This window comes from Vibrio rhodolitus, from assembly GCF_003350325.1.
Taxonomy (GTDB): Bacteria; Pseudomonadota; Gammaproteobacteria; order Enterobacterales; family Vibrionaceae; genus Vibrio; species Vibrio rhodolitus.
Genome location: NZ_QLYZ01000015.1, coordinates 91,799 through 116,631, shown reverse-complemented (window position 1 = coordinate 116,631; position 24,833 = coordinate 91,799). Strand labels below are relative to the sequence as shown.

The following is a 24,833-nucleotide window of genomic DNA, read 5'->3' as shown; positions in this document are numbered from 1 at the left end:
CTTGGGTTTTGCGTCCAATCCATTTTTCCGTGCTTTCTCAGCCAAGTTAAAACAGTTGAGCGACCTTGGATACCATAAATGGCTTGTGCTTGCTTGTAGGTCATTTCTCCTTTTTCTACGGCATCAACGACCTGCAATTTAAAGCCTAGTGTGTAATCACGCTGAGTGCGCTTAATGTAGAGTTTATTTGAAGTGGTCATAATTCGTCCTCAATGTGTAAACACATTTCAGGACGGGACAATCAAGCCAAAAGAAAAAGCCTTCCAAGTGGAAGGCTTTTTCGTCTTAGGCGATTGAGTCGGGGACTTCGCCAGCAGAGATTGGGTCTATCTTGAGCGTCTGGGTTGGGAACGCAATATCCGCCCCGTTATCTGCGACGATCTTAATAATTTGCAATAGTACGTCTTGCTTCACTTCCTGATAACGAATCCAGTTGATGGTCTTGGTAAAGGTATAAACCATGATATTAAGCGAAGAGGCACCAAACCCATTCAGGTTCACAATCAAGGTCTGATTGGCATCGATATCCGGATGGTTTTCCAGCATCGATTTGATCTCTTGAGTGATTTTTTCAACTTTACTGCCATCGTCATAGCGAAGCCCGACTGTTTCGTTGATGCGGCGGTTGAGCATGCGCGATGGGTTCTCGACCACAATGTTACTGAATACAGAGTTAGGTACGTAAAGAGGACGTTTATCAAAGGTACGGATCACCGTCATGCGCCAGCCAATGCGCTCTACTGTTCCTTCAATTTGACGATCTGGCGAGCGCACCCAGTCACCTACTTTGAACGGGCGATCAAAGTAAATCATCATTCCGCCGAAGAAATTTGACAGGAGATCTTTTGCCGCTAAACCGACGATCAAACCACCGACACCACCGAAAGTGAGTAGACCCGATAGGCTCAGTCCAAACGCCTGCATGATGGAGAGTGCACCAATGGTTAAAAAGAACAGGCGAGCGACTTTTGCTATCGCTTGCACGGTCGTTTCGTCCCGTTTCTTTTGCGCGAGTACGTACTCTTCGACATTGTTGATGAGGCGCATGATCACCCAAATAAAGATCGAGATAACCAAGATCAGTTTAAGTGTACTTAGCCAATCAAGCTTTGCGTCCATCTGTTGCTGCAATACAAAGCCAAGCGAAATCGTGGCAGGCCAACACCAGATTAATGTGCTTACTGGCGTTTTAAGCGCTTGTAAGGCGAGATCATCCCAATGAATGTTTGTCCGCCCTGTCAATGCTTCTAAGCGGTTATAGACGATACGCCAAATTAGCCATACGACTAAGCTTGTAACAGTGAGAAGCAAGACATTTGAATCAAGCTGCTGATAGAACGCAGACCACGTATTTGGTAGCAGAGATTTCAATTCATTCATTTATATCATTCGAGTAATGTAAGTGACTGCAGTGGAGTATATACATAGCGACGCTATTCTTAAATGCCATCGCAAACAGATGGTTAGCTTATATACGTATATGTTGAGCCACGAAACAGTTCGCACTGTTTATTGAGGCTACTTATCATTGAAATGCTGAGCCAACGCCGCACGACGTTTTTTGGCGATGCCGCCACCTTCCATATCTACCATATGTTCATAACCCTGTTTGACAAAACGTTGTGTCGGGCTGTTAGGTTGGATGCGGCGCAGCAAAGGCGCATCTTTTGAATAGGATAGTTGGTAGATATGCAAGCCTGACCCGGTTTTTACGTGGATCAATGAACCGTCAAACTCGAATTTGGTTGCAACCATACGATTGTTGCGAAATACGCCACTGTCATTGAATTGGATTGAGGCGCGATCATAGCCAGGTGTGCCCATTTCCAGCCAGCGACCGTAAACATGTTTTGGATCGAGTGACTCTTGATAACTAAAGTAGGCGAGTACGGCGATAGCACCAAATGCGGCAATCGCAATCGCAAAAAACATCATACGCAGTGCCGCTAAGCTGCCACCATTTTTACTGTATATGGAATGCTTAAATGACACCGACATCGCTTAGCTACCTCGCACTGCAAACGAAACGCTTGTTTAATGTTTCCAGCTTGTAAAATTCGCACTTAGAACGCAATTTTAATATGAGGAAGTTTGATCTTTAGCGCAAAGCGATTTTAGTTATTTAGATATGGCTCGACCAAACTTTGGATATCGATCTTGGCTTTTAACCTTGCTGCGAGCAAGTACAAACCACCAATCTTTCGATGAAGAAAAATCGCATCAATAGGTGGGGTGTGCCAATAATTCTCTTGAAGGCTGAGCGCCGCTCCTTGCTGGCGGATCTTCATGGCTAAATCGGATTGACCAAAATCGTACGTACCTTGATGACGCATAGGCTCACACGCTAATGAAACAAGATCTAAAATGGCTTGTTTTTGGCTTTCAACAATGGTCTGACTAAAAAAACCGATCTGCGTTAATGCTTCTTCTAGTAAAGTTAAGTCATTGGTCTTAGCTGCCTTGAAGACCTTCTTGTAGCCCTGACTTATTGTATCGCTGTATTCCCTAGTCGCGCCAAAGTCGAGCAGGACTACTTTGTTCTGTTCGTGATTGTAGAGGTAGTTAGCAAAGTTGGGATCGGTTTGCACTAGCTTAAATTCAAATAACTCCGCAAACAGTAAAGCAAGTAGTGTGTGCATCACGCGATCTCGAACATGTTGCGGAGCTTGGGTGAGGCTTTCAATCTTGACGCCATCGACGAACTCCATGGTCAAGACGGTTTCACTACTCAGGGCGGGATAGGCTTGCGGTACGATAAAATCTGAGTTGTTGGCTAAATGCGCCTTATAACGCTCTAGATAGCGGCATTCCAATCGATAGTTCGCTTCGGCGTGCAGCTGTTTTTTGGCTTCTTCCAACAGGGCTCTAAAGTCGATGTCCTTGGGGATAATACCGACGATATTGAGCAAGGTCGCGACGTTGTCCACATCACTGTCGATGCTGTTTTTAATGCCGGGGTACTGCACTTTGACTGCGACTTTATCACCGTCGTCGGTATAGGCTTGATGCACTTGCCCAATCGATGCGCTCGCGACGGGCTTAAAATTGAATGACAAAAAGTGCTGTTTCCATTCCTCACCTAGACCTTCAACTAAAACTTGGTTCAACTGCTTTGAAAGCATTGGGTTGGCATCAGAGCGAAGGCGAGAGAGGATCTCAGCAAGCTCAGGAGAGAGAATATCACCGCTATCCATCGACAGCATTTGTCCCACTTTCATCGCGGCCCCACGAAGGTGAGCTAGCTGATCGGCAACTCGTTGAATGTTCGCCGGGGTTAAGAGCAAATCCTTTGTACTCGGACGCTGACCTTGAAGCCATTGCTTAGTGCCTTGTGCGACGACGTTGCCGCCAATACGTGTTGCCAGTGAGGCAAATTGCCCAATGCGAGACAATCTGTGGGTCGGAATTCTTGATTCTTGGTCGGACATAATTATTCAGCGCTTGGTTGAAGAAAACAAAACAGTGTTAGTAAACAAATGATTAACAAACCCTAAGTTAATGCTTGTTGTTACGCAAGTTTTGATATACAAGATTAGTGGCTCGACTGTTCTACGTTTAGTCGAGAAGTATTGTTCAGTAAACCAAGGAAGAAAAATGAAGCACAACGTCTATTTTGAAGGAAATGTTCAGTCCCTAGCTTTTACTCAGCACAGCGATGAATCGAGTGTTGGTGTAATGTCTCCAGGTGAATACACTTTCGGTACTGCAGCTCCAGAAAAGATGTCTGTAATCAAAGGTGCATTAACAATTAAGCGCGATGGTGAAGCAGATTGGATCACTTTCCGTGATGGTGAGTCGTTTAATGTTGCTGGTGACTCTTCTTTCCAACTAAAAGTAGAAGTGGCAACTGCGTACCTTTGCGAGTACCTGTAAAAGAAAAGCCGCGCATTGTGCGCGGCAATAACCAAGGTTCGTTATCACATCATACTCCTGTGGTGACAATGCAGGACGGCAGTGGATTCGGTCCCTTTGTGGTTATAAAGAGTGTCCATGGCTCTAAAATTTCGAGTTAACCTTTCGTAATATTCGTCTAAATAATCTCAACCTTTTGACTATACTCAAGTTGTTAGCACTAACTTTGAGAGGAGGTTGATATGGCAGTAGGACCAAGACAAACTGACTCGAATAATCGTTATGATCCCAACCAAGATTTCACCTCGGATCAATTGCGACGATTTGGTCACGTTGCTAACCAAGCACAACGAAATCGTGAACAGCGAGAGCGTGAAGAGAAGCTGTTCGGTGTGGTTAAAACTGCTAAGAAACGGGCGTTAAAGCCAGTCGTCACCCCAAAAAATGCCAAAGAAGCAAAGTCTCTAAGATACGCTGTGTGGCTCTTTGTTGCTCTTATTGCCGCTCTTTGGATTATGTACATGACCGCTTGAGTGTTGAACGATACTGCATACGTTGTCTTCGCTTGGTATCTCTTCAAGCGTGTTCAAAATCTCTCCACTGTAATATTTAAATTGATTCTTGCCAGAATGCTTTGCCGCGTACATCGCTTTGTCAGCACAGCGTGTGAGTTCGTTTAGGTTATCGGCATCTTGCGGATAGAGTGCTACCCCCACACTAATCGTTAAGCTGCTGACTCGATTTGAACCGGCATAGCTATCATGAAACAGTGAGCAGATACGCTTTAAGATCCCATCAAGGTCTTTTTTACTGCGCACGTCATAGAGAAGAATCACAAATTCGTCACCAGCAAAGCGGGCAATGGAGTAATCATGGTGATTACTTTTACGATCGCGAGTACGAATATTATTTTTAAGTCGGCGAGAAAAGTTTTGTAATACGCGATCGCCAACCTCATGACCGTAGGTATCGTTGATCTCTTTAAAATCATCGATATCAAGGAATACAAGTGCTGTAGTGGTGGATAGGTTTTGAACTTCTGCCAGTTTTTGTCTGGCCCAGTTTTCGAAGCTCCAGCGATTTGCCAATCCGGTTAACTGATCGAGGTAGGCAAGATCTTCAATCCCTTCTCGGTAGAGGGACTGTATATAGCCAAGCAATTTAGCGTAATAAAACGAGGCAGTGTTACAAATCACGCAACTGACAACTAATCCAAGTAAAAAGCTACCGTGCATGCTGTGAGAAACTTGCTGTCCTTGGCTGAACATATTGGCAGCTAAGGCAAGCAAACAGAATAAAGCGCTACACACTAAGCCGATTTTGAATTCGTTAATGATGATCACCGCGACCATTAAAGGAAATAGCCAGATGAGGCGTTCTGGAAATTGCGGGCTATAAAGCAGTAGAAGTACGCCTTGAAACATCAGGACGCCAGTAAGTAAAATATCGGTGTAATGCAGTCCATCTTTGGCTTTTAAACGCCATAGGTTGAAGATCACTATCGCACTACAAATTAAGTTGATGGTGGTGAAAGTGTATTCTTGGTTATAGAAATGAGCGAGTGCATAGCCGAGCAGAACAACCAATGAGAGAATCGAGCATAGGCGTACGAGTTTACACTTTCGCGTTGCGCGAATATCTGCCATTTCTTCGAGATGACTGCCGACGAAATTACCCATTCCATATGTGCCCTTAAGTTCATATTGCAGACCTAAGTCTAGGAGAAGAATTTGTCCTATGGAGGGGATGCTCAATAAAATAATGTGATGAAGTTCAATTAAATGCGTGAATGTTACGCTCTCCGTACACGAAAATGACAGGTTGAATCCATTTTATTCACGCTAAGTTACTCAATTTAGTGATAGAAATTCGGATTTTAACCAGTTTCTGACTAATAAGACGTTTTCGTTTTTAAGGTTTTCGCGCCGACAAGCAAAATAGAAATCTTGATGCGGGTTGAGGATTGGCTCGCCCACTTCTTGCAGCAGACCTTGTTCGACATCATCTTTAATAAACAATCGATGAGTAACAAATACACCGAGTTTGCGTGAGCAAGCTTGAACGGCTTGCACGGATGCAACAAAGCTAAGGTTTTGCGTAGATTTGGGTATTGGTAAGCCATTGCCTTCACACCACACTTGCCAATCGTGCTTACGTCTATCATTGGCAGCTACAATCGCGGGGTAGTGCTGTAGTAATGCCTCTGCCGACGTTGTTTCTTTTAGCAGATCAGGATGACATACCATCACCAGCTGATCGCTAGCTAGCTCCTCAAAGTAATAATCGCCCCAATCGTCAGTTTTACCGTGGATCAGCGCGACATCTACTCCTTCTTCTTCTAAGGCAAAATTGCCAATTAAAGTGGAAATACGCACGTCTAGTTTCGGTGCGTACGTGCTAAAGCTTTGCATGTTAGGTATCCACCAATGCATGGCGAGAGAGTTAACCATGTTGATGGTAATGCGCTGAGAAGGGGGAGTAGATAACAAAGATTGAGTTGCATTGACAATGGTTTCGAGTGCAGGGGCAACTTGTCGATAGTACTTCTTACCGACTGCATTAAGCACCACATTACGCCCAACACGCTTGAATAGTTCTTTACCAAGTTGAGATTCTAGCGTCTTGATTGACTGACTGACCGCAGAGTGGCTAACGTTGAGTTGCCTTGCAGCCTCAGTCATGCTGCCCGTTTCGGCAACAGCAACAAAAGAGTAAAGACACTTTAAGGGCGGTAGCTTCATAATCTGTAAGTTTATCTAACAATAACTGTTAATTTAAATCGTTATTCAACAGGGTATACGCAGGATAAAATATGCGCAACTTAAGGGAGGTGATTATGTTACGCCAGTGGTACCCAGTGTTGTTTATGCTCTCTTCGACATTTAGCTTGTCGTTGACTGGGCTATTCTCGAAATACTTAACTGTTCAGCTTGATGCTAACTTTCTAAGCTTCATGCGTTTTTTTGTTCCAAGCGTGATTTTACTGCTGTTCTTCATCGGTAGAAATATCCGCATTCCTGAGCGGGACTTATTTAAACCAATTCTCGCGAGAGCTTTTTGTATTGGTGCATGTCAGGTGTGCTTTATCTACTCGCTAAGCCACTTAAGCTTGGTGGAAAGTGTGGTGCTCTTTGGCACGGGTCCTTTGTTTCTTCCTTTGTTAGAAAAGCTAATTTATAGAACGCAAATCTCAGCTATTACGTTAGTGTCACTGTTAGTGACATTTATCGGTGTCGTGCTACTTGCCGGCGATGTTAGTGGTGTTGAACTGCGCCCGGAGCTTTTGATTGGTCTTGCCGCTGGTGTATTTAATGCTGGCTCGCAGCTTGGTTTGTACCGAGCAAGTAAGAGTGCGCTCAACCCATACGAGATTAACTTTTGGACATTTCTATTCGCCGCGCTATTTATTATTCCGCTGGTTGCCTTTGCCATGGCTGGTGGGAAGACAATGTGGCATCCGCAGCAAGCTGAGTCGCTGTTAGTGGTGGGGGTATTATTGGTCTTAGCGCTGCTTATTATTAATACTCAGGTTTTTCGTGCTAAGGCATATCGTTTGGCGCAGTCCGGTTCGCAACTGGCGCCGCTAATCTTTACCAATTTGCTGTTCACGGCTTTTTGGCAATTGATGTTTTTTGATGTGGCATTCAGTCGTTATCAATTGGCGGGTTTAAGCTTAATCATTCTAGCAAGTGTTGCGAATGTTTTGCTGCCTAAGTGGTTGGCGCAAAGACAGGTGAGTGTCACCTCACACGGTCATTAACAACAAAGCCCTCGTTTTTGAGGGCTTTGTCATCTAAGGGCATTGGCAATTATTTGGCTTCTAATCCGTAAGGCAAGCGAGAAAAGATCTCTGGTTGTTTTTGGATTGTCGGCGCTTGGTTTACTTGCTGCCAATCAAGCAGCATGATAGCCAAGACATTGCGATGTTCCCCTTGAGAGAAATCAAAGTCACCAGTCACCGATGGCACCATGCCTTTTTGTGGGTCGATAGCCTTGTTGATCGCTTGGCGAGTCTTCGCCACCACAGGATCATCTTCTAGCCCCGCTAACAGGAAGGAAATGCCCACTTCGGCTATGACATCTTCTTTGGCTCTTAATAAGATTTCATCAATATGGGTGCGGAAGTAATCGTAAATCCATTGGTGCTGCTTTTCACTGACTTGTTTTTGGTAATACTGCGAGTCAGCAAAGATGATGTGAGTCATACCATACAGCTTGTTGCCGTATTGCTGAGGAGAAAGCTTTTTATCATTTGCATTTGGGTAGGCTTGCTGAAAGCTGGTGATAAATGCATCGACTACATCTTGTTCGCCTAACTGACGCAACCAATACACTTGGTTGGCTATTTGTGCAGCCCAAGCTTTGATCATTTCAGGGTCGGTAGCGTAGCGAGCAAAGTCGTAGCGGCGGATCACTTGGCGTAACTTTTCATCTTGTTTGTGTTTTAAGCCGTATTCGTTAGCTCGCGCCATGGAACCTAAGAGGTCGACACCAAGGTATAAGTACTCTGGCATATGCTTGGTCGCCGTGAAACGACGCATGCTGCGTTCATCGTCATCGCCAATGTAGCCAGATAGTCGCTCTTCAGAGTAGATATAGATGCTTTCAGGGGTGTTCACTTCTGCCGCGAAATAGTTAAGTCGACTGGCTACACGAGCGAGATCACTCCAAATCGCCGCAGCGTATTTGTCATCCATCGTTTGGCGATACATGCGCAGACCATAGTGGCCCTCTTTGAAAGCGGGCAAGGTATACAACTGCTGTTCGTAAGTCTGTTTAATTCGTTGAGCGGAATCTTGATAAATAGCATCGGTATTGGCAAGTGCAGATTGTGACAGTGCCAGTCCGAGTAAAAGAGAAAAAAGAGTGCGACGCATTAAAAAATCCTAGTCAATTTAGGAATGAAGCCACTAGATTAACAAACATAACGCATATCAATGTGAGTAATGTGTCAGATTGACATCAATATTTTTGTTTTCCGCTGAGGTCCGCCATGCTGCTTGTTATCACGTGTCTTTTGATAAAAGTTCGTTAGGTAAAATATAGCGGAAAGTCAGATTAATTCTTGGTTGTGAAATCCTTCTGCTTTTGGGTAAAGCATGTCGCCAGTGATGTTGAATATCACCCGCCATGACCAGCAAACTACCGTGGCAAAGTTGTTGGTCTATTTTATCACCACTCTTTTTATGCTTGAGCGAGAACTTACGTTTAGCGCCTAAACTCACTGAGGCGATAGTCGGAGAAGGTCCGAGTTCTTTTTCATTGTCTTGATGCCAACCCATTGAATCCTGTCCATCACGATAGAGATTGAGCAGCACGCTGTTAAACGGCGTTTGGCATATCTGCTCGCATTGCTGTTTTAACTGTTTGATCGCTTCTGGCATCGGAGAAGGGGCAAGCAATAGACCAGAGTATTGGTAGCTTAAATCGCCATACCAGCATTGCAAACGAGGCTGCAACACAGAGCGACCAAACATCATGATCGATTCTTGTCGCCAAGGGGCATGCTGCAGAAGGTGCTCATAAAGATCATCCGCAGGTTTTTGTGCGAGAAATTCGTCAATAAGCAGCAATTGACCGTTATCTATCTTGTGCCAGTCTGGTTGATTAGTCATAGCCCGCTACTCTTTAGTGATAAATTTAAAACTAATAGCCTTAAGATTGATGAATTTACGCGCGTTTTATTATATTTTGTAAAAAATGATAAATATATAACTAAGCTTTAAGTACTAATTGTTGCTTGTACGTATCGGGTAACACGATGGCGTCAGATCATCATACTCGCAAGCACAAATTTTAAGCTCATTCATGGGAGAATTTATGAGGTTTGGACGTAGCTGGCACCGTTCGCTTACGTGGTGTTTTGCTATCCTCGTCGTTATTGCGGTCGTGTGCATAGAATATATCAACAGTCTGCAACACCAATATGTTAAACAAAAGGAACAAGAGAGTGTGCGCGAAGAGCTATCAGTGATTCGTTCGCGGCTAGAGTCTCTAATTGTTTCAGATATTTACTTAGTCAACAGCCTGCCAGTCGTGGTTGCAACCAACGGCAGCTTTTCCAATTCCTACTGGCATTCAGTCGCCAGCGGTATATTGACGCGTAGCTCTCATATCAACTCCATTTTTCTCGCTCCCGATGATGTGATTGAGTACGTTTATCCTGAGGAATACCAAGAGTTTATTGGTAAGAATTTTCGCGACAAGTCAGAGGTGTGGAGTTCGGTTCAACAGGCAAAACTAGCCGGTGAAACGCGTATTTCCGATTCGATTGTTATGCCTAACGGCGAAGATGGGCTGGTGGCACGGGTGCCAATATTTATGGATCCTCCTTTCAACCAGCGCTATTGGGGCTCGGCGAGTGTGGTGATCAGTTTAGACAGCCTACTCAAAGATGCGGGCGTTCATCAGTTTGCGGACTTGTATCATGTTGCGATCACGGCTAAAGACAGCCAACAGAATCCGGATGAGCTAATTTATGGTGAACATCGAGCCCTCAAAAACGCCATTACCACAGAGTCAGTCCATTTTCCTTATGGCAACTGGACAATTAGTGCGTCAACAGAACAAGACTTACTTGAACAGACTAACTGGTTTCAGCTACACAGCGCCAGATTGATTGGTTACAGCTCGTTGTTGCTATTGTGCGCGGCCTACTTTACCGTCTATCGCCTTTATCACCAAGCGAACCAGCGCTCGTTACATGATGAGCTTACGGGCTTACCAAACCGTCGCTATTTTATGTTTACTCTCAAGCGACAATTTGCGATGGCGCAGCGCTCTGAATCGAAAGAACGTTTTGCTTTACTCAATATCGACCTAGATAAATTCAAAGATATTAATGATTTCTATGGTCATGATGCGGGAGATAAAGTTCTGCAAGTGGTAGGCACAAGAATCCAGCGTGCATTGCGGGGTTCAGATATTGTCGCGCGAGTCGGTGGGGATGAGTTCTTAGTGTTACTGCCCCGTGTTATGGACGAGAACAACGCTGCCTCGATTGTAAGCAGCGTTTTTAACCATGTGTGTAAAGACCCGATTGCTTACGACCATTATCAGATCAAACTGCAAGCCAGTATTGGCTATGCGATGTATCAAAGTGGTATGGAATCGGTCGAAGACATTTTGAAGTCGGCCGACTCGACCATGTATCAAGATAAATTGCGTGAAAAAAGCTAATATTTGCGTTTTGCAAATGCAAATTTTCGCAATATGGTTTGATTTTTGCAAAATGCAAACAGCTTATGCGTATTGTTTTGCTGCAATCGCTGTAAATTTAGACAAAATCATTGTTTTTTTGATTTTCAAAAGTTGGCACGCATCGTGCTATTTATACAGTGACCCTTATTAAGCCGAGGGTCACCTAGCCAACTGACGTTGTTAGTGAACCTACTAATTTGTTCACATTCATATATAGCCAATCATGTATTTGTGATTGGCTTTTTTTCTTTCTGCCTTGGCAAAAACGCCTTGTTAGTCTTTGGTGTAACAACTAGGTTGCCTTGGACACACAGCTCCACGAGAACAAATCACCCGGGCATCAGAATGCAGCCCTCTTTCTACCCAATTGATGTTGAGTATTTTCGCGATGGTCGTGAACTCGCGCTTAATGTGTTGAGGGATTGCAGCACTGCCGCCATTCTTAACGCAGAGTGATTTGAGCTCTTCTGCTATTGAAAGCGCATGGCCTCCTTGAGCATCAATGGCCGGGTTTAAATCGATGCCAGCACACAATACACGGTTGTTGCCAGCAGGATCAGTCATGTTCATCGACTCGCAGCAGTATATACGCGGCTCATCGCCAACATGGAGAATTGAGATTTGCGCGGAGCTACCATTTTGCGGTTCAGACAAGCGACGAAATACCGCCCAATGCTGACAAGGATCATTAACTTTACGCATATTGCCCCAAGGTAATGGAATGCCATTTCCTCGATAAACTGCTTTAAGTTTGTTTTGTCCATAGGCGTCGAAGTAGTGCCAATGTGGGTAGGGAGAGACCACCGTCATGCGTCGCATAGCGACAGAAGGCGATACCCCCGCTTTCTTGTGTACGTCGATTTCGTAGCCATTGCGATCAAGCAATTGTCTAAATGGGACTTTCGGGCAAAGTAGCGCACCTGCGAAAAAGCTGGATTCAAAATCACGCCACGCTTGCAAAATGTGCTGCGAGTTTAATTCTGTATTGCTATTGAGCTCTGGTTGCTCTTCCCAGCTATTGGCATGACCAACCGAAAGGACACTTTTCAGTCCTTCTTTGCTGTGCAACACACAATGCCCGATGTAAACCGCTAAGTCATATTTCAAGCGGGTAGGGTAGTCACGCAAAATCTCGTTAAGATAAATACTGCCTGGTGGCTCAAAAAATGAGGTGACTACTTGTTTTGCACTCACACCCAGCTCATCAACCACATCTTGCGGTGCGCGCGAAATCCAACGAATCGTCAGCCCTAGGCTACGGGCAATATCCATTAAATCCTGTGTCGAGAGGTTGAGGCGTTTAAGCCCGACTTCCTCCGCAGCTCGTTCAAGATCAGGGAAATGGTTCTGATGGCTTTCTTGATGGGCACGGATCAGCAAGTGTGCAAACTGACGTCCGGTAATGCCAGTTTGAGACAACATTTCTGGAATGGCTATTTGCAGGATTTCTTTGGAGAAAAGAAAGCTCGGCTCAAGCGCCATGCCACTAATGCCACCGCGATTGCCTTTATCGGGGGTGATATCTTCATGGGTGGGCTCATCATCTAAAAACCACGCGGGATCTTTTTGGAATACTTCCGCGATGACTTCGAGCATATCAATACTCGGCACCCGTTTTCCTCGCTCTATCATTGAGAGGTAAGAAACAGATGGCGCATATTCAGGGTTAACTCGAATACAGCGCGCGGAAAGATCTTCCATAGTTAAATGATTACGTTTTCTAAGATTTCTTATCTTGGTCCCTAAAAAATGGGACTGACGGATTAAACTTTTTGACAGCAGCATTTTGTAAAATTCACAGTGTAAAATTTTTGTTGTGAAATTGTAGTAAAAAATCCGCTAATCTTCCTAGTAAGCAAGTTCACAAATTTGTCATCAAATTGAATTGCAAATTACATGAGCTGCCAAGGATAAGAAAATTTGTGCGTAAAACGCGAGGGAAAGACTATGAATATGCAAACGTTCGAAAATAATGAAATCCAAACAAATTCGACTTCTTTTATTGCTAATGCAGTCTTTGCCGTGGAAGCAATCAAAGCAGATCAAGCACAAGAGAAGCAGATGAAGACTAAGCAGTTGCTAGACAAACTGTTCCCTTTAGAGAACGGCTCGCACTGTGATGTGACTGAATACGTAATCGATTTACGTCATGTTATGGCGTTTTTCAAAGATGGTACGCACAGTGGTCTAAAACACCCTAAGCATTTTGTTGCCTTTACAGGGGAGAAAGAGCACCCACATTCAATTCTGTTCCGTGATGGTACAGGTAGCCATATGGAAGTGACTTTTGGTCGTCAAAGAGGTACGGGTAGTGTTGAATTTATCACTATCGACGATATCCAAATGGAAACATGCACGACTTTTCCACATATGGAAGCCAGTTCAGCGATGCGTCACTGGATCAGCTTGGTGAAAGGCGACAAGAAAGGAAAACCAATGGCTTGCAGTGAAGATAAAGAGTACACCGCGAAAAATGGCGATGATTACCGCTTAGACTGCTGCTACAAGCTATAAGATAAAGTTGTTAGAGGGAAATCCAGCTTAGGCTGGATTTTTTATTGCTTCAATTCGACAAATGAAAAGTGAGGGTTGTCTAAAGTTACTTGTAGACTTTTGAGGTTGTCGGTGACGACATATTCACGCGAGCCCTCGACTTCAACGATAAGACATTCTTGTTTTAATGCGTTATAGCCGGTATCGCAAGCAATGCCTGATAGCTCTTGTCCATCAAGTAAGGTTAACTTGACGGGAAAATGATAAAGGCAGGCGATTTCAAGATAGTCGTATTGGCTGCAACTGATCATAGGTTTTCCTTAGTTGGTTTAAGCTCGACAATATTGCCTTCTGGATCGGTGAGATAAATGGATCGACCAAATCCTTGCGCGCCGTATCGCTCAACAAACTCTTGTTTGCTGGGGTTATAGTGAGCGAGTGTTTGCAGCAATTCATCTTCATCAAGTGGTGCGATTTGCAAACAGAAATGATCGACATTGCGACCATTTTGCTGCGGTGCTTTGCCCCCCAGCATACCTAATTGGCTATCAACCGTGACGATATCAATCAGCGCACTGCCAGCTCTTAGCTGAGTTAACCCCAACTCAGGCAGGGTTCGCTCTACAGGGCATCCCAGCGTATCTCGATAGAAGTGTAACATCGGCTCAAGTTGGGTAGTGCGCAATACGATATGATCTAATCCTTTAATCTCTAGCATGGCTTTTCCGACTTTTGGTTTACGTTAACAGTTTAAATGCTAATCCCAACATGATCACGCCGATGACACTTTCAAGAATTTTCCACGCGCGAGCATGGCGAAAGAGTGGGGCAAGCAGTCTTGCACCATAACCTAAGCTAAAGAAAAATAGAAAAGAGCCAGTTACAGCGCCAAGTCCAAACTGAAATTTATACGGCTCATATTGGGTTGAGATCGACCCCAACAAAACCACAGTATCGAGATAGACATGCGGATTAAGCCAAGTAAATGCTAGGCACAATAGCGCGGTTCGCCACGCCGAAGAGTGGGCTTCCCCCTGAGGTGTAAGGACATGGCGGGTTGTGGCAGCGGAGTATAGGCTGCGTAAACCATACCAAATAAGAAATGCAGCGCCGCCGAAGCGAGCAATAGTCTCTAGGTTTGGGTACAGTTTTACTAACGCACCAAAGCCCGCTACCCCAGCAGATATCAAGATAGCGTCTGATAGCGCACAGAGCAGACAGACTAAGAACACATGTTGCTTTTGAATACCTTGTTTGAGTACGAAGGCATTCTGTGCGCCGATAGCGATGATAAGTGATAGCCCTAACGCTAAACCGGAGAGAAAAGTGCTCACTAAAAACTCGAGTTAGGTTGAGAAAGAAACTCCACTTCTTCAACGCTGCTCTCGCGGTTTAAGATGGCGTTGCGATGCGGATAACGACCAAAGCGATCGATAATCACCTTATGCTTAAGTTCGAAATCGTAGTTGTTTTCCATGCCCGGTTGAGCAAAAAGTACTACGGCTTGCTCGTGGATTAATGCCGACTCACTGTGCATGTAAGGCATATAGAGAAAAGACTTTTCTATCGTGGAGAGTTCTTTATCTGCGCCGAGTCTGACGGCTTCTTGGGCAAGTGCGAGTGCCAATGGATCTTGGCTAAATGCTTGTGCGCTACCTCGGTAAATGTTGCGAGAAAACTGATCTAACACGATGATCTCTGCTAAGCGTCCTTTGGCGGTATCACGCCACGTATACAGCTCAGATTGAGTTGCTTGATTAAGTAAGGCGCCAAAATTTTCTTGGATCTCAATATCAACTTGTGGGTTAGAGACAAACCAATCTTTTGGCTCAAGTTGTTCAAACCAAAATTTAAGTACTTGCTGCTGCATAATATCCCCTTCTATAGAGTCGTGCTAACACCCTGATTCTTGGTGTCCTATTACCTGACAGCCTGTATCCGTCGATAGATAACTCAAGATTAGTGATAGGCACAACAATATAGCTTAATCCCGCAGTTCTTGAAATCCTGTTCCTAGCACATATAATCCGCCTCACAAAAACCAAGAGGTGACTTTTGATGACTATTGCAAAGAAACCCGATCGCGCGACCGCGATGCAGAACATTATCGAGCAGGTATTAGCTGAATTACCGCTCTACGAGCCAGAAACATTTGTTTGTGGCAGCAAAGGGAGTTGCATTGGATGTCCAAAGAAATTGCTAGAGATGGTGGATGGTGAGCTAACCTACTGGCAAAGCGCGTTATCACGTGGTGTTGTGCCACAGTTTGATGAGATACGCCGATTTGGCAAGATGTGTACAAGTGTGCGTCGTGGTCTGGCGCGCAATAACTTACTGCTTAAACCTGCGGCATAAACCAAGCAAGTAAAAAGGGAGAAGAACTCCCTTTTTTGCTATTAGAAACAAGCTTTTTTGACAAAGTACGGGTTGTCGAACTTTTTCTCAGGACCAAGTTCTGAAATGACCAACTTATTCCACAATTGGCGGTCGAACTCACCCTTAGGAATCGACGGGTAGAGCGTTTCGACTTCTTCATAAGCAAAGCGCATAAACTGCTTTTTCTTAATCTGGTTGTATTTGTTCGCCACGCGGTTGTGCTTTTTGATCCATTCGAGCTTGTAATCGTGCAGCGCTGGCTCTGCTTGCTCCAACGGTACGCGCGATAAATAAACCCGTTTGTAGGACACTTTTCGATCGATCATGGTGCGCATGGCAGTTTGAATGTATTTACCATGGCAGGTGATGGAAATATCATCAAGTTTAAATGGCTTTATGTGCCATCCGGTTGGCAAAAAATCAGGGCGTTTGAACTGCTGATTTCTCACTTCTATGGCATTGTGCAACACAATATCAGATGTGCCATTGAATGTTTGCTGCCAGCGACCAATGCGGATTTGCAGCGCAGTGGGTAGGCGATAGATGTTGGTAAACTTATCTTGGTCCATAAGGGTAAACACTAATTCTTTAGCCGCGAGAGGGATCACTCTGGGCGGGCATCTGTGTATTGAGTACTAGGATAAAGAGTTTATTTCAAGCGTCACTGCCCAGCGAGCAAAAAGATGTATATAGATATATCTACGGCTTAACTAGGCATTGACTGGTTTGAATTAGAGAATAATCTTAAGCACCATGCAAGGCAAGTACTAGGGTTAGAAAATACAGTGCTTGGCGAAATCTGTGGCTTCATTCGCCGTCCAATCACCTTTCGCTTTTTGTTTCATATCTTCACACCACTCTTCGCTACCGACTTCGGTACAAGCGATCACAAACAGGCTTAAACCGAGAATAATATATAGTTTTTTCAAAATAAGCTCCTCGTGAGGAAGGTGAGGGTAGGATGTTGCGCTTTAAAAGTAATTATAGCTTCCCCCAGTGATTGTTTGAATTTTACACCCCAACAGTTAATAAACACACTAAGTGAGTTTATTAACATCAAAAATCGAGCTATAGGTGATCAAGATCACCTATAGCTAATAATCTTGCCCTCAATCAAGATCAAAATCACACATTGAGTTTTAAGCGGATGACCGAGACAAAATCTGATCTATAGTGCCATCGAAACGTTTCGATGGCGGTTTTATCAACGTAAATATCGTTAGATGAGCCAGTATCGACAAGAAAACGCGCAATAGAAGGCGGATAAAATGAAAAAAAGTACCCTACTCAATTCTGATGTTACCTATCTGGTGTCTACGCTAGGGCATACCGATGAAATTACGATTTGTGACGCTGGTTTGCCAATCCCAGACCAAGTTACGCGCATCGATCTTGCACTAACTCATGGTGTGCCGAGTTTTATCGATACAGTGCGCGTGATTCTGTCTGAAACCCAAATTGAAGGTGTAGTGATGGCGGAAGAATTTGCACGTGTCAGCCCTGAATTGCATCAAGAGTTGCTTAAGGAACTTGAGCTTGAGCAAGCGCGTAGCGGTAAAACGATTAGCACTGAATATATTTCTCACGAAGAGTTTAAACAGCAAACTCAGCAAAGCCGAGCAGTCGTCAGAACGGGTGAATGCACTCCGTATGCCAATGTGATTTTTCAGTCGGGAGTGGTGTTTTAGCCTCCAACGAAATGCATTACACACCCTTAAAATAACTCAGGTTTAATTCATACCATTTGCTGACTTCACGGTGAGAGGTATGTGGAAGGAAGACAAACATGTTTATTAAAAATAATACCATTCAGCATGTGGATGGATACTTAAACAAAACACCGATTTTCCAGTTTCTATTGTTGTCGACAGTCTTTGCGCTTTGGTCGGCAGCTGCCGCGCTCAATGATGTACTGATCACTCAGTTTAAATCTATTTTCCATTTGTCGAATTTTGCATCAGCGTTAGTCCAATCAGCATTCTATGGCGCGTACTTTTTAGTCGCAATCCCTGCCTCGATGGTAGTGAAAAAGACCTCATACAAGCTAGCAATTTTGCTAGGTTTAGCTTTGTATATCTTTGGTTGTTTGATGTTCTTCCCGGCTTCTCATGCGGGTACTTACACCATGTTCCTTGCGGCAATCTTCTGTATTGCGATTGGTTTATCTTTCCTTGAAACATCATGCAACACCTATTCAGCGATGATTGGTGAGCCTGAGCGTGCGACGCTGCGTCTTAACGTGTCTCACACCATTAATGCGATGGGTTACATCATTGGCTTGCTACTTGGTAAACATCTTATCTTCCAAGAAGGTGTCGATGTTGAACACATGATGGCGACGCTGACTGGTCCGGAACTTGAGCTGTTTAAAGAGCAAGTACTGCAACAAACTCTTGAGCCTTACAAATGGTTAGTGGGCATCATTGCGACAGTGGCGACTTTGATTGCGATTACCGAGTACCCGAATTGCAAAGCAGTGAGCGACAAAGTTGATGATCAACCATCTTTCTCAGAAACATTAACTTACCTTGCAGGTAATAAACGCTTCTTTAAAGGTATCGCGACTCAATTTGCTTATGTAGGTATGCAAGTAGCAGTGTGGTCATTCACCATTCGTCTGGCGCTGGAAATGGACTCAACCATGGTTGAGCATGATGCAGCAAACTACCTACTGTATGCATTTATCATGTACTTCTTAGGCAAGCTGTTCGCTAACTTCTTGTTCACTAAGACATCACAAGAAAACGTGTTGATGGGCTACGCGGGCGTCGGGTTCCTTTGCCTACTGTATGTGACGTTCGTCCCTAACTTTAGCGCGGTTTGGGTAGCAGTGGGTACCTCTGCGCTGTTTGCACCTTGCTGGGCAACCATCTTCGCATCAACACTGCAATCTGTTGATACGCGTTACACCGAAACGGCTGGTGGCTTCGTGGTGATGTCAATTATTGGCGGTGCTGCTATCCCTGTGGTGCAAGGACTACTTGCCGACTCTCTGGGTATGCAAACCTCGTTTATTGTCAGCGCGGCCTGTTTTGCCATCGTGTTCTGTTACTTCATGAGTGAGAAGAAATACAAACAGTCATTTAGTTACGTAACCGCACAAGCTTAAATTTAATAAGTGCCACATCTGGCAAGGTGTGGCACGAAATAAGGAACTGGGTAATGTTTAAGATTCCACTATATAAAGAGCAGTTTCAGGCGCAAAAAACGTTGTTGGCACAATCAGAACATTTTGAAGTGTTTGCGTTTAAGTACAACTTGGGTGTTGAGGCAATAGAAATCAAGAACTCTCAAGGGCATTTGGTTATCTTGCCATTTATGGGACAGATGATTTGGGATGCTGAGTTTCTTGATACTGACCTATGCATGAAGAACATGTTCCGTGAACCTAAGCCAGCGAAATCGATTGTCGAAACTTATGGTTGTTTTGCTTTCCATGCAGGTATGATCCGCATGGGTTGTCCAACCCCACAAGATGATCACGTTTTGCATGGTGAAATGCCATGCGCTGCGATGGACTTTGCTTGGCTTGAAGTCAGTGAAGAGCAAATCACCTTAGCAGGTAGCTATGAATATGTGATGGGGTTTGGCGATCATTATCTGGCAACACCATCAGTGACATTAGGTAAAGATGCCAGTCTGTTTGATATTCGCATGGCAGTGAAAAACTTGGCGAGTGTTGAGATGCCATTACAATATATGTGTCATATCAACGCGGCGTTTATCGAGGGTGCAGTAATGACGCAAAACATCCCTGGTAGCGCGTTTAATTTACGAGAAAGTGTACCAGCACATGTGAAACCAACTCAGCAGTGGTTGGCGTTTAACGAGGCATTAAAGGGCGCGCCGCCAGTATCAACGCTCGATCAGCCAGAGATGTATAACCCAGAAATTGTCTACTGCTTGGACAATGTGGCTCAGTACGTAGATAAGGCACAGTTCAAAATGCAAGTTGGTAACAAAACACTGGTTACCGAGTTTAGTACTCAAGAATTTAATAGCGTGATACGCTGGATTTTACGCAGTGGCGATCAACAAGTGGCCGCTTACGCACTGCCAGCAACCTGCCGCCCAGAAGGCTTTTTGACCGCCAAGCAGAAGGGCACGCTTATCTACCTTGCTCCGCAAGAAGAGCGCAGTTTTACCGTTCGTACGGGTATTGTGCATTAATTAATTTTTATAACAATTCAGCCAATTTCAGGTTGAAACGGCATAGCGCAGTTGCGCGCAATAGTGCAAATCAACATTGAATACGCTTGCAACGCATTTTAAGACTCTAGGAAATCAATATGAATAAGTTAGTGGTATTAGGTAGTGTTAACGCTGACCATGTTCTTCAAGTCCCTTCATTTCCGCGCCCTGGTGAGACATTGCACGGGCGCAATTATCAAGTGATTCCCGGTGGTAAAGGGGCTAACCAAGCGGTTGCTGCCGCGCGACTAAACGCGGATATTGGTTTTATCGCGTGTGTTGGCGATGATGCATTTGGCATTAATATTCGCCAAGACTTTCAAGCGGATAACATCGATATTAGCGCGGTAAAAATGCAGCCCAATTGCCCAACCGGCATTGCGATGATTCAAGTTGCCGATAGCGGTGAGAATAGCATTTGTATTTCTGCTGAAGCCAATGATCATTTAACTGCCGCAGCGATTGAGCAGGATATCGCGCGCATCGAGCAAGCAGAGTACTTACTCATGCAGCTTGAAACCCCAATGTGTGGTATTGAGCAAGCAGCCCAAGTGGCAAAAGCGGCGGGTACTAAAGTGATTCTCAACCCAGCGCCTGCGCGTCCGCTATCAGAAGCACTATTAAGTAATGTCGATATCATTACTCCCAATGAAACCGAAGCAGAAGTGCTAACAGGCGTGGCGATTCGTGATGAACAATCGGCGCAAAAAGCGGCTGAAATTCTTCACCAAAAAGGGATTGAGACGGTGATGATCACTTTGGGTGCTAAAGGGGTTTGGCTAAGCCAAAATAGGATTGGTAAAACCATTTCTGGCTTTAGAGTGCAAGCGACTGATACAACAGCGGCGGGTGATACATTTAATGGGGCATTCGTCACTGGTTTGCTAGAACAAATGCCGATAGAATCGGCAGTAAAGTTTGCCCATGCCGCGGCTGCTATTAGTGTGACCAGATTTGGCGCGCAAACTTCAATTCCTCAACGCAAAGAAGTGGAGGAATTTCTCGCTAATCAGTAGTAAAGGAGCAAGATAGCGTGGCCTCAATGAAAGATATTGCCAAATTGGCAGGTGTATCCACCTCGACTGTCAGTCATGTTATCAACCAGTCTCGTTACGTTAGCGAAGAGATCTCTGAGCGGGTTAATCGCGCCGCTCAGAGCCTAAACTATACACCTTCAGCCCTTGCACGTAGCCTGAAAACCAACCGCACTAAAACGCTCGGAATGTTACTGACAACATCGGACAACACTTTCTATGGCGAAGTGGTGAAAGGCGTTGAACGCTGCTGTTATCAAAAAGGTTACAACCTTATCTTATGTAACACTGAGGGTGATAATCAGCGGATGAAAGCCTCAATCAATACTCTGCTACAAAAGCGCGTCGACGGCATGATCCTTATGTGCTCATCTTTAGAAGGGGAGCGCATTGATATCTTCGATAAGTACCCTGATGTGCCGATTGTCGTGATGGATTGGGGGCCGATGCTATTTGCTAGTGATAAGATTCAGGATAACTCATTACAAGGCGGCTATATGGCAGCGAAGTACCTGATTGACCAAGGGCATAAAGAAATTGGTTGTATCACAGGTCCACTTCATCGTCACCAAGCTCAAATGCGTTATGAAGGGTACAAACGCGCATTGCGCGAGGCAGAGCTAGAGTTTAACTCGGATTGGATTGTTGAGTCTGACTTTGAGTGTGATGGCGGCTACCAAGCTTTCAACCGTATGTACAGTAAAGGTCCATTGCCGAGTGCCATCTTTGTTTGTAATGACATGATGGCGATGGGGGTAATCAATGCAGCATACGAAAAAGGCTTATCGGTGCCAAAAGATTTTTCCATCATTGGCTACGATGATATTCATATCGCTAAGTTTATGACTCCGCCTCTAACCACCATACATCAACCGAAATATCGCTTGGGGCAAGCTGCGGTTGAAACCTTACTCAGCAAGCTTGAAGACCCAACACGGGATGCCCAAGTCGTGCAGTTGGAGCCGACTCTGGTTGAACGTATGACTGTGAATAGTTTGAAATAAAACGGCTCGAATTCTAAGTGTTAATGTCTGATGTACTGGCTTGATTGATATTCAAACAGTTGAGCTAGTACACAGAATGTTAAAAAATGTTTTCATCTTCCTCGTCTATCCATTTTTATCGTTAGTTAAAAAGTTTAGTATTGCGGCAACTCATTCGTAGTACTTATTAATGTGTTGATATAACTAAAGTAAACATGGATTGATTATGAAAAAAACAACATTAGCAGTGGCGTGCGCTCTTGGCGCTTTTTCAAGCTCATCAATGGCTGCATCTATTGTCGCGGATGCTCGCAGCAACGCGATGGGTAATACAGGTGTGGTGTCAGCCGACTACCTACTTTCTCCTTTCCACAACCCAGCCTTAGGCGCGCTTCATCGTGATAGCGATGATGTCGGTATCCTTATTCCAGCGATTGGCGTAAACGTGCATGACAAAGATGAATCGATTCAGACGATTGATGATGCGCAGGATCTTTATGACCGTTTCCTGGCTGGTGGCGAAACTGCTACTGATGCAGCCGCGTTAAACAAGTTAATGTCGGACTTAGAAGGCAATGCTCCAGTTGCAGTCAGCGCAGGCGTTAATTTTGCCATTGCGATTCCGACTCGTACGCTATCCGTAAACCTATTTGCAGGTGGGTACGCTGATATCATCGCTCAAACCATTATTGCAGCAGATGCAGGGGATACGCCGAATGACGTAAAAGACCGCTATAATGCTTCTGAATTTGCGATGGCAGCCTTTGGTGTGACCGAGGTTGGTGTTTCGCTTTCCAAGAGTTTTAGTTTTGCTGGTCAAGAAGTTGCCTTTGGTTTATCACCTAAGTATCAAGAGCTACTTACCTACTCACAAATCGATAAGATCGACAATTTCGACCTAGATAATTACGACAAAAGTGAAGTGAGCGAAACGGCATTCAATATGGATATGGGTGTGGCTTGGCATGCCGATGCTTGGCGCGCGGGCTTGGCGCTTAAGAACCTTTTCTCACAAGAGATTGGTACTGAGATTGGTAACTACACATACGAGCTAAATCCTCAAGCGACTCTTGGTTTGGGGTATGCGGGTGAATACCTAGCTGCAAGTATCGATTTCGACCTAACTAAGCAAAAACGTTTTAAAGAGCTAAATGACGATACCCGTTTTGTACGTTTTGGTGTTGAAGCGAATGCTTGGGGCTGGGCACAGTTGCGTGCGGGTTACGAAATCGATATGGAAGATACCTTAGATGATTCAATCACCGCGGGTATTGGTATTAGTCCATTCGATGTTGTCAGTTTAGATATTGCGGGTTCGTATGCAGGTGAAAACCAATTTGGCGCCTCAGCTAACTTAGCATTCACTTTCTAAATTTAATTCGCAACAAGCAGTATAGAGCGCCAATCGGCGCTCTTTTTCTTTTTATAAAAATCTCTTGTTAATATTTTGTTATTGATAAGTGCGATGTAGATCCTTCCTTCTCGCTTTTTAATCGCCTACTTTATAAACACTATTTATCTTTCTTTTGCTTTTCATTGCGATAGGCGTGCACCTTGAGAAAGTGAATATCTAAAAGTGATTATAAATTTCAACATGGAGAGTGACAGATGAAGCTATCTAAATTAGGGAAGAGCTTAGCGTTAGCTGCAGCGTGTTTTGGCTTGAGTCATCAGGCATTAGCCCAAGATCGTAGTTATATCCTTGCCACGGCGTCAACTGGTGGTACTTACTACCCGGTTGGCGTAGCTTTGGCTACCTTGAGCAAAGTAAAGCTGACGCCAAAGTATCAGTTTTCTCTTTCAGCGATTAGCTCGGCAGGTTCAGGTGAAAACGTCAAACTACTGAATGAAAACGAAGCTCAGTTTGCCATTTTACAAGGCTTATACGGCGCGTGGGCTTGGAATGGTGAAGGTCCTTATAAAGAGCGTCAGGAAGACTTACGTTCTGTGTCAATGCTATGGCAAAACGTTGAGCATTTTATTGTTCGCAGCGATCTTGCCTCCTCGGGCACGGTTTCCGATCTGAACAATTTAGCGGATAAAAAATTCTCGATTGGTAAAAAGAACTCTGGGACAGAAAACTCGGGTCGTCAGATCATGAAAGGTTTAGGCGTGGATGTTGATAGCTTTAACCTTGCTCACATGGGTTATGGCGGCAGTGCTAGTGCATTACAAAACGGCACAATTGAAGGGATGAATACGCCAGCTGGCGTTCCGGTTGGCGCTGTAACCCAAGCCTTTGCAGCACTTGGTGAAGATATTCAAATTCTCTCTTTCACTGATGAGCAGATTAAACAAGCTAATGGTTCATACAATTTATGGACTAAGTATGAGATCCCTGCCGGTACTTACCCGAGTGTCGATAAGGCGATCAACACCATTGCTCAGCCCAACTTCTTAGCAGTACGCAATGATGTGTCAGATGAAGACGTGTATCAATTGACCAAAGCGATTTATGAAAACCTGCCATTTTTGCAAGGTATTCATAAAGCGACAAAAGCGATGGCAATAGAGAAGGCGATTGCGGGTCTGCCAGTTCCTCTTCACCCAGGCGCGGCGAAATATTACCAAGAGATGGGCATTGAAGTACCTGAATCTTTGATCCTTCAATAGCATATTTGCTTTGCTACTCGCCACTGCTGGTGAGTAGAACTCATGCCTCATACACGTTTTTGTGTTGAGGCATTTTGTCTCTCATTGTTAA

28 protein-coding genes are annotated in these 24,833 nt (G+C 44.5%); 13 read left to right on the top strand and 15 right to left on the bottom strand.

Annotation, left to right across the window (positions count from 1 at the left end; translation table 11 throughout):
* The 4 genes from DPF93_RS14615 to DPF93_RS14600 all read right to left on the bottom strand — a co-directional run.
* The coding region (locus DPF93_RS14615; protein ID WP_164675337.1) for a helix-turn-helix domain-containing protein at positions 1 to 200 on the bottom strand (200 nt) is incomplete at its 3' end.
* Positions 201 to 285: 85 nt separating this feature from the next.
* On the bottom strand, positions 286 to 1,380 hold the full coding sequence (locus tag DPF93_RS14610) for a mechanosensitive ion channel family protein (RefSeq protein WP_114766865.1): 1,095 nt from the start codon (positions 1,378 to 1,380) through the stop codon (positions 286 to 288).
* A gap of 138 nt (positions 1,381 to 1,518) precedes the next feature.
* Positions 1,519 to 1,998: a DUF2850 domain-containing protein gene (locus DPF93_RS14605; protein WP_114766864.1), complete on the bottom strand. Its 480-nt coding sequence runs from the start codon at positions 1,996 to 1,998 to the stop codon at positions 1,519 to 1,521.
* A 116-nt stretch (positions 1,999 to 2,114) separates the two neighbouring features.
* Positions 2,115 to 3,428 carry an ABC1 kinase family protein gene (locus DPF93_RS14600; RefSeq protein WP_114766863.1) on the bottom strand — a complete coding sequence of 438 codons (1,314 nt, stop codon included), beginning with the start codon at positions 3,426 to 3,428 and terminating at the stop codon, positions 2,115 to 2,117.
* A gap of 166 nt (positions 3,429 to 3,594) precedes the next feature.
* Here DPF93_RS14600 and ppnP point away from each other — a divergent pair, with 166 nt between their 5' ends.
* Both ppnP and DPF93_RS14590 read left to right on the top strand, forming a co-directional pair.
* Complete coding sequence (ppnP, locus tag DPF93_RS14595; protein WP_114766862.1) at positions 3,595 to 3,873, top strand: pyrimidine/purine nucleoside phosphorylase; 279 nt, start codon at positions 3,595 to 3,597, stop codon at positions 3,871 to 3,873.
* Positions 3,874 to 4,094: 221 nt separating this feature from the next.
* A complete protein-coding gene (locus DPF93_RS14590; protein ID WP_114766861.1) occupies positions 4,095 to 4,385 on the top strand; it encodes a hypothetical protein in 291 nt (96 codons plus the stop codon).
* Here the strand turns inward: DPF93_RS14590 and DPF93_RS14585 are convergent.
* Both DPF93_RS14585 and DPF93_RS14580 read right to left on the bottom strand, forming a co-directional pair.
* Positions 4,317 to 5,531: a GGDEF domain-containing protein gene (locus DPF93_RS14585; protein WP_114766860.1), complete on the bottom strand. Its 1,215-nt coding sequence runs from the start codon at positions 5,529 to 5,531 to the stop codon at positions 4,317 to 4,319. The two genes, DPF93_RS14590 and DPF93_RS14585, sit on opposite strands and share 69 nt — an antisense overlap.
* 171 nt (positions 5,532 to 5,702) lie before the next feature.
* A complete protein-coding gene (locus DPF93_RS14580) occupies positions 5,703 to 6,596 on the bottom strand; it encodes a LysR substrate-binding domain-containing protein (protein ID WP_114766859.1) in 894 nt (297 codons plus the stop codon).
* A 92-nt stretch (positions 6,597 to 6,688) separates the two neighbouring features.
* Here DPF93_RS14580 and DPF93_RS14575 point away from each other — a divergent pair, with 92 nt between their 5' ends.
* Entirely contained in the window at positions 6,689 to 7,612 is a 924-nt protein-coding gene (locus DPF93_RS14575) for a DMT family transporter (RefSeq protein WP_114766858.1), read from the top strand.
* A 49-nt stretch (positions 7,613 to 7,661) separates the two neighbouring features.
* On the opposite strand, the gene DPF93_RS14570 is transcribed toward DPF93_RS14575, so the two are convergent.
* On the bottom strand, positions 7,662 to 8,729 hold the full coding sequence (locus tag DPF93_RS14570; RefSeq protein ID WP_114766857.1) for a DUF3541 domain-containing protein: 1,068 nt from the start codon (positions 8,727 to 8,729) through the stop codon (positions 7,662 to 7,664).
* Positions 8,730 to 8,858: 129 nt separating this feature from the next.
* On the bottom strand, positions 8,859 to 9,467 hold the full coding sequence (locus DPF93_RS14565) for an alpha-ketoglutarate-dependent dioxygenase AlkB family protein (RefSeq protein ID WP_114766856.1): 609 nt from the start codon (positions 9,465 to 9,467) through the stop codon (positions 8,859 to 8,861).
* Positions 9,468 to 9,672: 205 nt separating this feature from the next.
* Between DPF93_RS14565 and DPF93_RS14560 the strand changes: the two genes are divergently transcribed.
* The gene (locus DPF93_RS14560) at positions 9,673 to 11,031 is read left to right on the top strand and encodes a diguanylate cyclase (RefSeq protein WP_114766855.1); all 1,359 of its coding nucleotides are present in this window, start codon (positions 9,673 to 9,675) and stop codon (positions 11,029 to 11,031) included.
* Between the two features lie 294 nt (positions 11,032 to 11,325).
* Here the strand turns inward: DPF93_RS14560 and DPF93_RS14555 are convergent, their stop codons facing one another.
* Positions 11,326 to 12,837, bottom strand: coding sequence for a DUF3612 domain-containing protein (locus DPF93_RS14555; protein ID WP_114766854.1), 1,512 nt, complete (start codon positions 12,835 to 12,837; stop codon positions 11,326 to 11,328).
* Between the two features lie 162 nt (positions 12,838 to 12,999).
* On the opposite strand from DPF93_RS14555, the gene DPF93_RS14550 reads away from it, so the two are divergent.
* On the top strand, positions 13,000 to 13,566 hold the full coding sequence (locus DPF93_RS14550) for an aldolase/citrate lyase/malate synthase family protein (RefSeq protein WP_114766853.1): 567 nt from the start codon (positions 13,000 to 13,002) through the stop codon (positions 13,564 to 13,566).
* A 41-nt stretch (positions 13,567 to 13,607) separates the two neighbouring features.
* Here the strand turns inward: DPF93_RS14550 and DPF93_RS14545 are convergent, their stop codons facing one another.
* Genes DPF93_RS14545 through DPF93_RS14530 form a run of 4 tightly spaced genes read right to left on the bottom strand, consistent with a single transcriptional unit; the run spans position 13,608 to position 15,415 of the window.
* Complete coding sequence (locus DPF93_RS14545; RefSeq protein ID WP_114766852.1) at positions 13,608 to 13,856, bottom strand: Rho-binding antiterminator; 249 nt, start codon at positions 13,854 to 13,856, stop codon at positions 13,608 to 13,610.
* Entirely contained in the window at positions 13,853 to 14,263 is a 411-nt protein-coding gene (locus DPF93_RS14540) for a VOC family protein (RefSeq protein ID WP_114766851.1), read from the bottom strand. The genes DPF93_RS14545 and DPF93_RS14540 overlap by 4 nt, the downstream gene beginning before the upstream one ends.
* A 19-nt stretch (positions 14,264 to 14,282) precedes the next feature.
* Positions 14,283 to 14,879 carry a LysE/ArgO family amino acid transporter gene (locus tag DPF93_RS14535; RefSeq protein WP_114766850.1) on the bottom strand — a complete coding sequence of 199 codons (597 nt, stop codon included), beginning with the start codon at positions 14,877 to 14,879 and terminating at the stop codon, positions 14,283 to 14,285.
* The gene (locus DPF93_RS14530; protein WP_114766849.1) at positions 14,879 to 15,415 is read right to left on the bottom strand and encodes a DUF924 family protein; all 537 of its coding nucleotides are present in this window, start codon (positions 15,413 to 15,415) and stop codon (positions 14,879 to 14,881) included. Before DPF93_RS14530 ends, DPF93_RS14535 begins: the two co-directional genes overlap by 1 nt.
* Positions 15,416 to 15,609: 194 nt before the next feature.
* Between DPF93_RS14530 and DPF93_RS14525 the strand changes: the two genes are divergently transcribed.
* The gene (locus tag DPF93_RS14525; RefSeq protein WP_425275307.1) at positions 15,610 to 15,900 is read left to right on the top strand and encodes a hypothetical protein; all 291 of its coding nucleotides are present in this window, start codon (positions 15,610 to 15,612) and stop codon (positions 15,898 to 15,900) included.
* Positions 15,901 to 15,941: 41 nt separating this feature from the next.
* On the opposite strand, the gene DPF93_RS14520 is transcribed toward DPF93_RS14525, so the two are convergent.
* Both DPF93_RS14520 and DPF93_RS14515 read right to left on the bottom strand, forming a co-directional pair.
* On the bottom strand, positions 15,942 to 16,490 hold the full coding sequence (locus DPF93_RS14520; protein ID WP_114766847.1) for an MSHA operon transcriptional regulator: 549 nt from the start codon (positions 16,488 to 16,490) through the stop codon (positions 15,942 to 15,944).
* Positions 16,491 to 16,694: 204 nt separating this feature from the next.
* Positions 16,695 to 16,850, bottom strand: a complete 156-nt coding sequence (locus DPF93_RS14515; RefSeq protein WP_114766846.1) for a DUF3012 domain-containing protein — start codon at positions 16,848 to 16,850, stop codon at positions 16,695 to 16,697.
* Positions 16,851 to 17,189: 339 nt separating this feature from the next.
* Between DPF93_RS14515 and rbsD the strand changes: the two genes are divergently transcribed.
* From rbsD to DPF93_RS14480, 7 genes are all read left to right on the top strand, one after another.
* Positions 17,190 to 17,609: a D-ribose pyranase gene (gene rbsD / locus DPF93_RS14510; RefSeq protein ID WP_114766845.1), complete on the top strand. Its 420-nt coding sequence runs from the start codon at positions 17,190 to 17,192 to the stop codon at positions 17,607 to 17,609.
* Between the two features lie 98 nt (positions 17,610 to 17,707).
* A complete protein-coding gene (gene fucP, locus DPF93_RS14505; protein ID WP_114766844.1) occupies positions 17,708 to 19,030 on the top strand; it encodes an L-fucose:H+ symporter permease in 1,323 nt (440 codons plus the stop codon).
* A 53-nt stretch (positions 19,031 to 19,083) separates the two neighbouring features.
* On the top strand, positions 19,084 to 20,091 hold the full coding sequence (locus tag DPF93_RS14500; protein ID WP_114766843.1) for an aldose 1-epimerase family protein: 1,008 nt from the start codon (positions 19,084 to 19,086) through the stop codon (positions 20,089 to 20,091).
* Positions 20,092 to 20,210: 119 nt separating this feature from the next.
* On the top strand, positions 20,211 to 21,128 hold the full coding sequence (gene rbsK / locus DPF93_RS14495) for a ribokinase (RefSeq protein WP_114766842.1): 918 nt from the start codon (positions 20,211 to 20,213) through the stop codon (positions 21,126 to 21,128).
* A 17-nt stretch (positions 21,129 to 21,145) separates the two neighbouring features.
* Positions 21,146 to 22,150, top strand: coding sequence for a substrate-binding domain-containing protein (locus DPF93_RS14490; protein WP_114766841.1), 1,005 nt, complete (start codon positions 21,146 to 21,148; stop codon positions 22,148 to 22,150).
* 205 nt (positions 22,151 to 22,355) lie between these two features.
* Positions 22,356 to 23,501, top strand: a complete 1,146-nt coding sequence (locus tag DPF93_RS14485; protein WP_114766840.1) for a conjugal transfer protein TraF — start codon at positions 22,356 to 22,358, stop codon at positions 23,499 to 23,501.
* A gap of 236 nt (positions 23,502 to 23,737) precedes the next feature.
* Positions 23,738 to 24,742 carry a TAXI family TRAP transporter solute-binding subunit gene (locus DPF93_RS14480; RefSeq protein WP_114766839.1) on the top strand — a complete coding sequence of 335 codons (1,005 nt, stop codon included), beginning with the start codon at positions 23,738 to 23,740 and terminating at the stop codon, positions 24,740 to 24,742.
* The last annotated feature ends 91 nt before the right edge of the window (positions 24,743 to 24,833 follow it).

Bases quoted from the DNA above. Each gene is read 5' to 3' on its own strand.
- DPF93_RS14485 (WP_114766840.1), top strand. From the start codon at position 22,356: ATGAAAAAAACAACATTAGCAGTGGCGTGCGCTCTTGGCGCTTTTTCA.
- rbsK (WP_114766842.1), top strand. From the start codon at position 20,211: ATGAATAAGTTAGTGGTATTAGGTAGTGTTAACGCTGACCATGTTCTT.
- DPF93_RS14530 (WP_114766849.1), bottom strand. From the start codon at position 15,415: ATGCAGCAGCAAGTACTTAAATTTTGGTTTGAACAACTTGAGCCAAAA.
- DPF93_RS14550 (WP_114766853.1), top strand. From the start codon at position 13,000: ATGAATATGCAAACGTTCGAAAATAATGAAATCCAAACAAATTCGACT.
- rbsD (WP_114766845.1), top strand. From the start codon at position 17,190: ATGAAAAAAAGTACCCTACTCAATTCTGATGTTACCTATCTGGTGTCT.
- DPF93_RS14605 (WP_114766864.1), bottom strand. From the start codon at position 1,998: ATGTCGGTGTCATTTAAGCATTCCATATACAGTAAAAATGGTGGCAGC.
- DPF93_RS14600 (WP_114766863.1), bottom strand. From the start codon at position 3,428: ATGTCCGACCAAGAATCAAGAATTCCGACCCACAGATTGTCTCGCATT.
- DPF93_RS14545 (WP_114766852.1), bottom strand. From the start codon at position 13,856: ATGATCAGTTGCAGCCAATACGACTATCTTGAAATCGCCTGCCTTTAT.
- DPF93_RS14590 (WP_114766861.1), top strand. From the start codon at position 4,095: ATGGCAGTAGGACCAAGACAAACTGACTCGAATAATCGTTATGATCCC.
- DPF93_RS14520 (WP_114766847.1), bottom strand. From the start codon at position 16,490: ATGGACCAAGATAAGTTTACCAACATCTATCGCCTACCCACTGCGCTG.
- DPF93_RS14570 (WP_114766857.1), bottom strand. From the start codon at position 8,729: ATGCGTCGCACTCTTTTTTCTCTTTTACTCGGACTGGCACTGTCACAA.
- ppnP (WP_114766862.1), top strand. From the start codon at position 3,595: ATGAAGCACAACGTCTATTTTGAAGGAAATGTTCAGTCCCTAGCTTTT.
- DPF93_RS14555 (WP_114766854.1), bottom strand. From the start codon at position 12,837: ATGCTGCTGTCAAAAAGTTTAATCCGTCAGTCCCATTTTTTAGGGACC.
- DPF93_RS14565 (WP_114766856.1), bottom strand. From the start codon at position 9,467: ATGACTAATCAACCAGACTGGCACAAGATAGATAACGGTCAATTGCTG.
- DPF93_RS14585 (WP_114766860.1), bottom strand. From the start codon at position 5,531: ATGGGTAATTTCGTCGGCAGTCATCTCGAAGAAATGGCAGATATTCGC.
- DPF93_RS14610 (WP_114766865.1), bottom strand. From the start codon at position 1,380: ATGAATGAATTGAAATCTCTGCTACCAAATACGTGGTCTGCGTTCTAT.
- fucP (WP_114766844.1), top strand. From the start codon at position 17,708: ATGTTTATTAAAAATAATACCATTCAGCATGTGGATGGATACTTAAAC.
- DPF93_RS14500 (WP_114766843.1), top strand. From the start codon at position 19,084: ATGTTTAAGATTCCACTATATAAAGAGCAGTTTCAGGCGCAAAAAACG.
- DPF93_RS14560 (WP_114766855.1), top strand. From the start codon at position 9,673: ATGAGGTTTGGACGTAGCTGGCACCGTTCGCTTACGTGGTGTTTTGCT.
- DPF93_RS14540 (WP_114766851.1), bottom strand. From the start codon at position 14,263: ATGCTAGAGATTAAAGGATTAGATCATATCGTATTGCGCACTACCCAA.
- DPF93_RS14575 (WP_114766858.1), top strand. From the start codon at position 6,689: ATGTTACGCCAGTGGTACCCAGTGTTGTTTATGCTCTCTTCGACATTT.
- DPF93_RS14480 (WP_114766839.1), top strand. From the start codon at position 23,738: ATGAAGCTATCTAAATTAGGGAAGAGCTTAGCGTTAGCTGCAGCGTGT.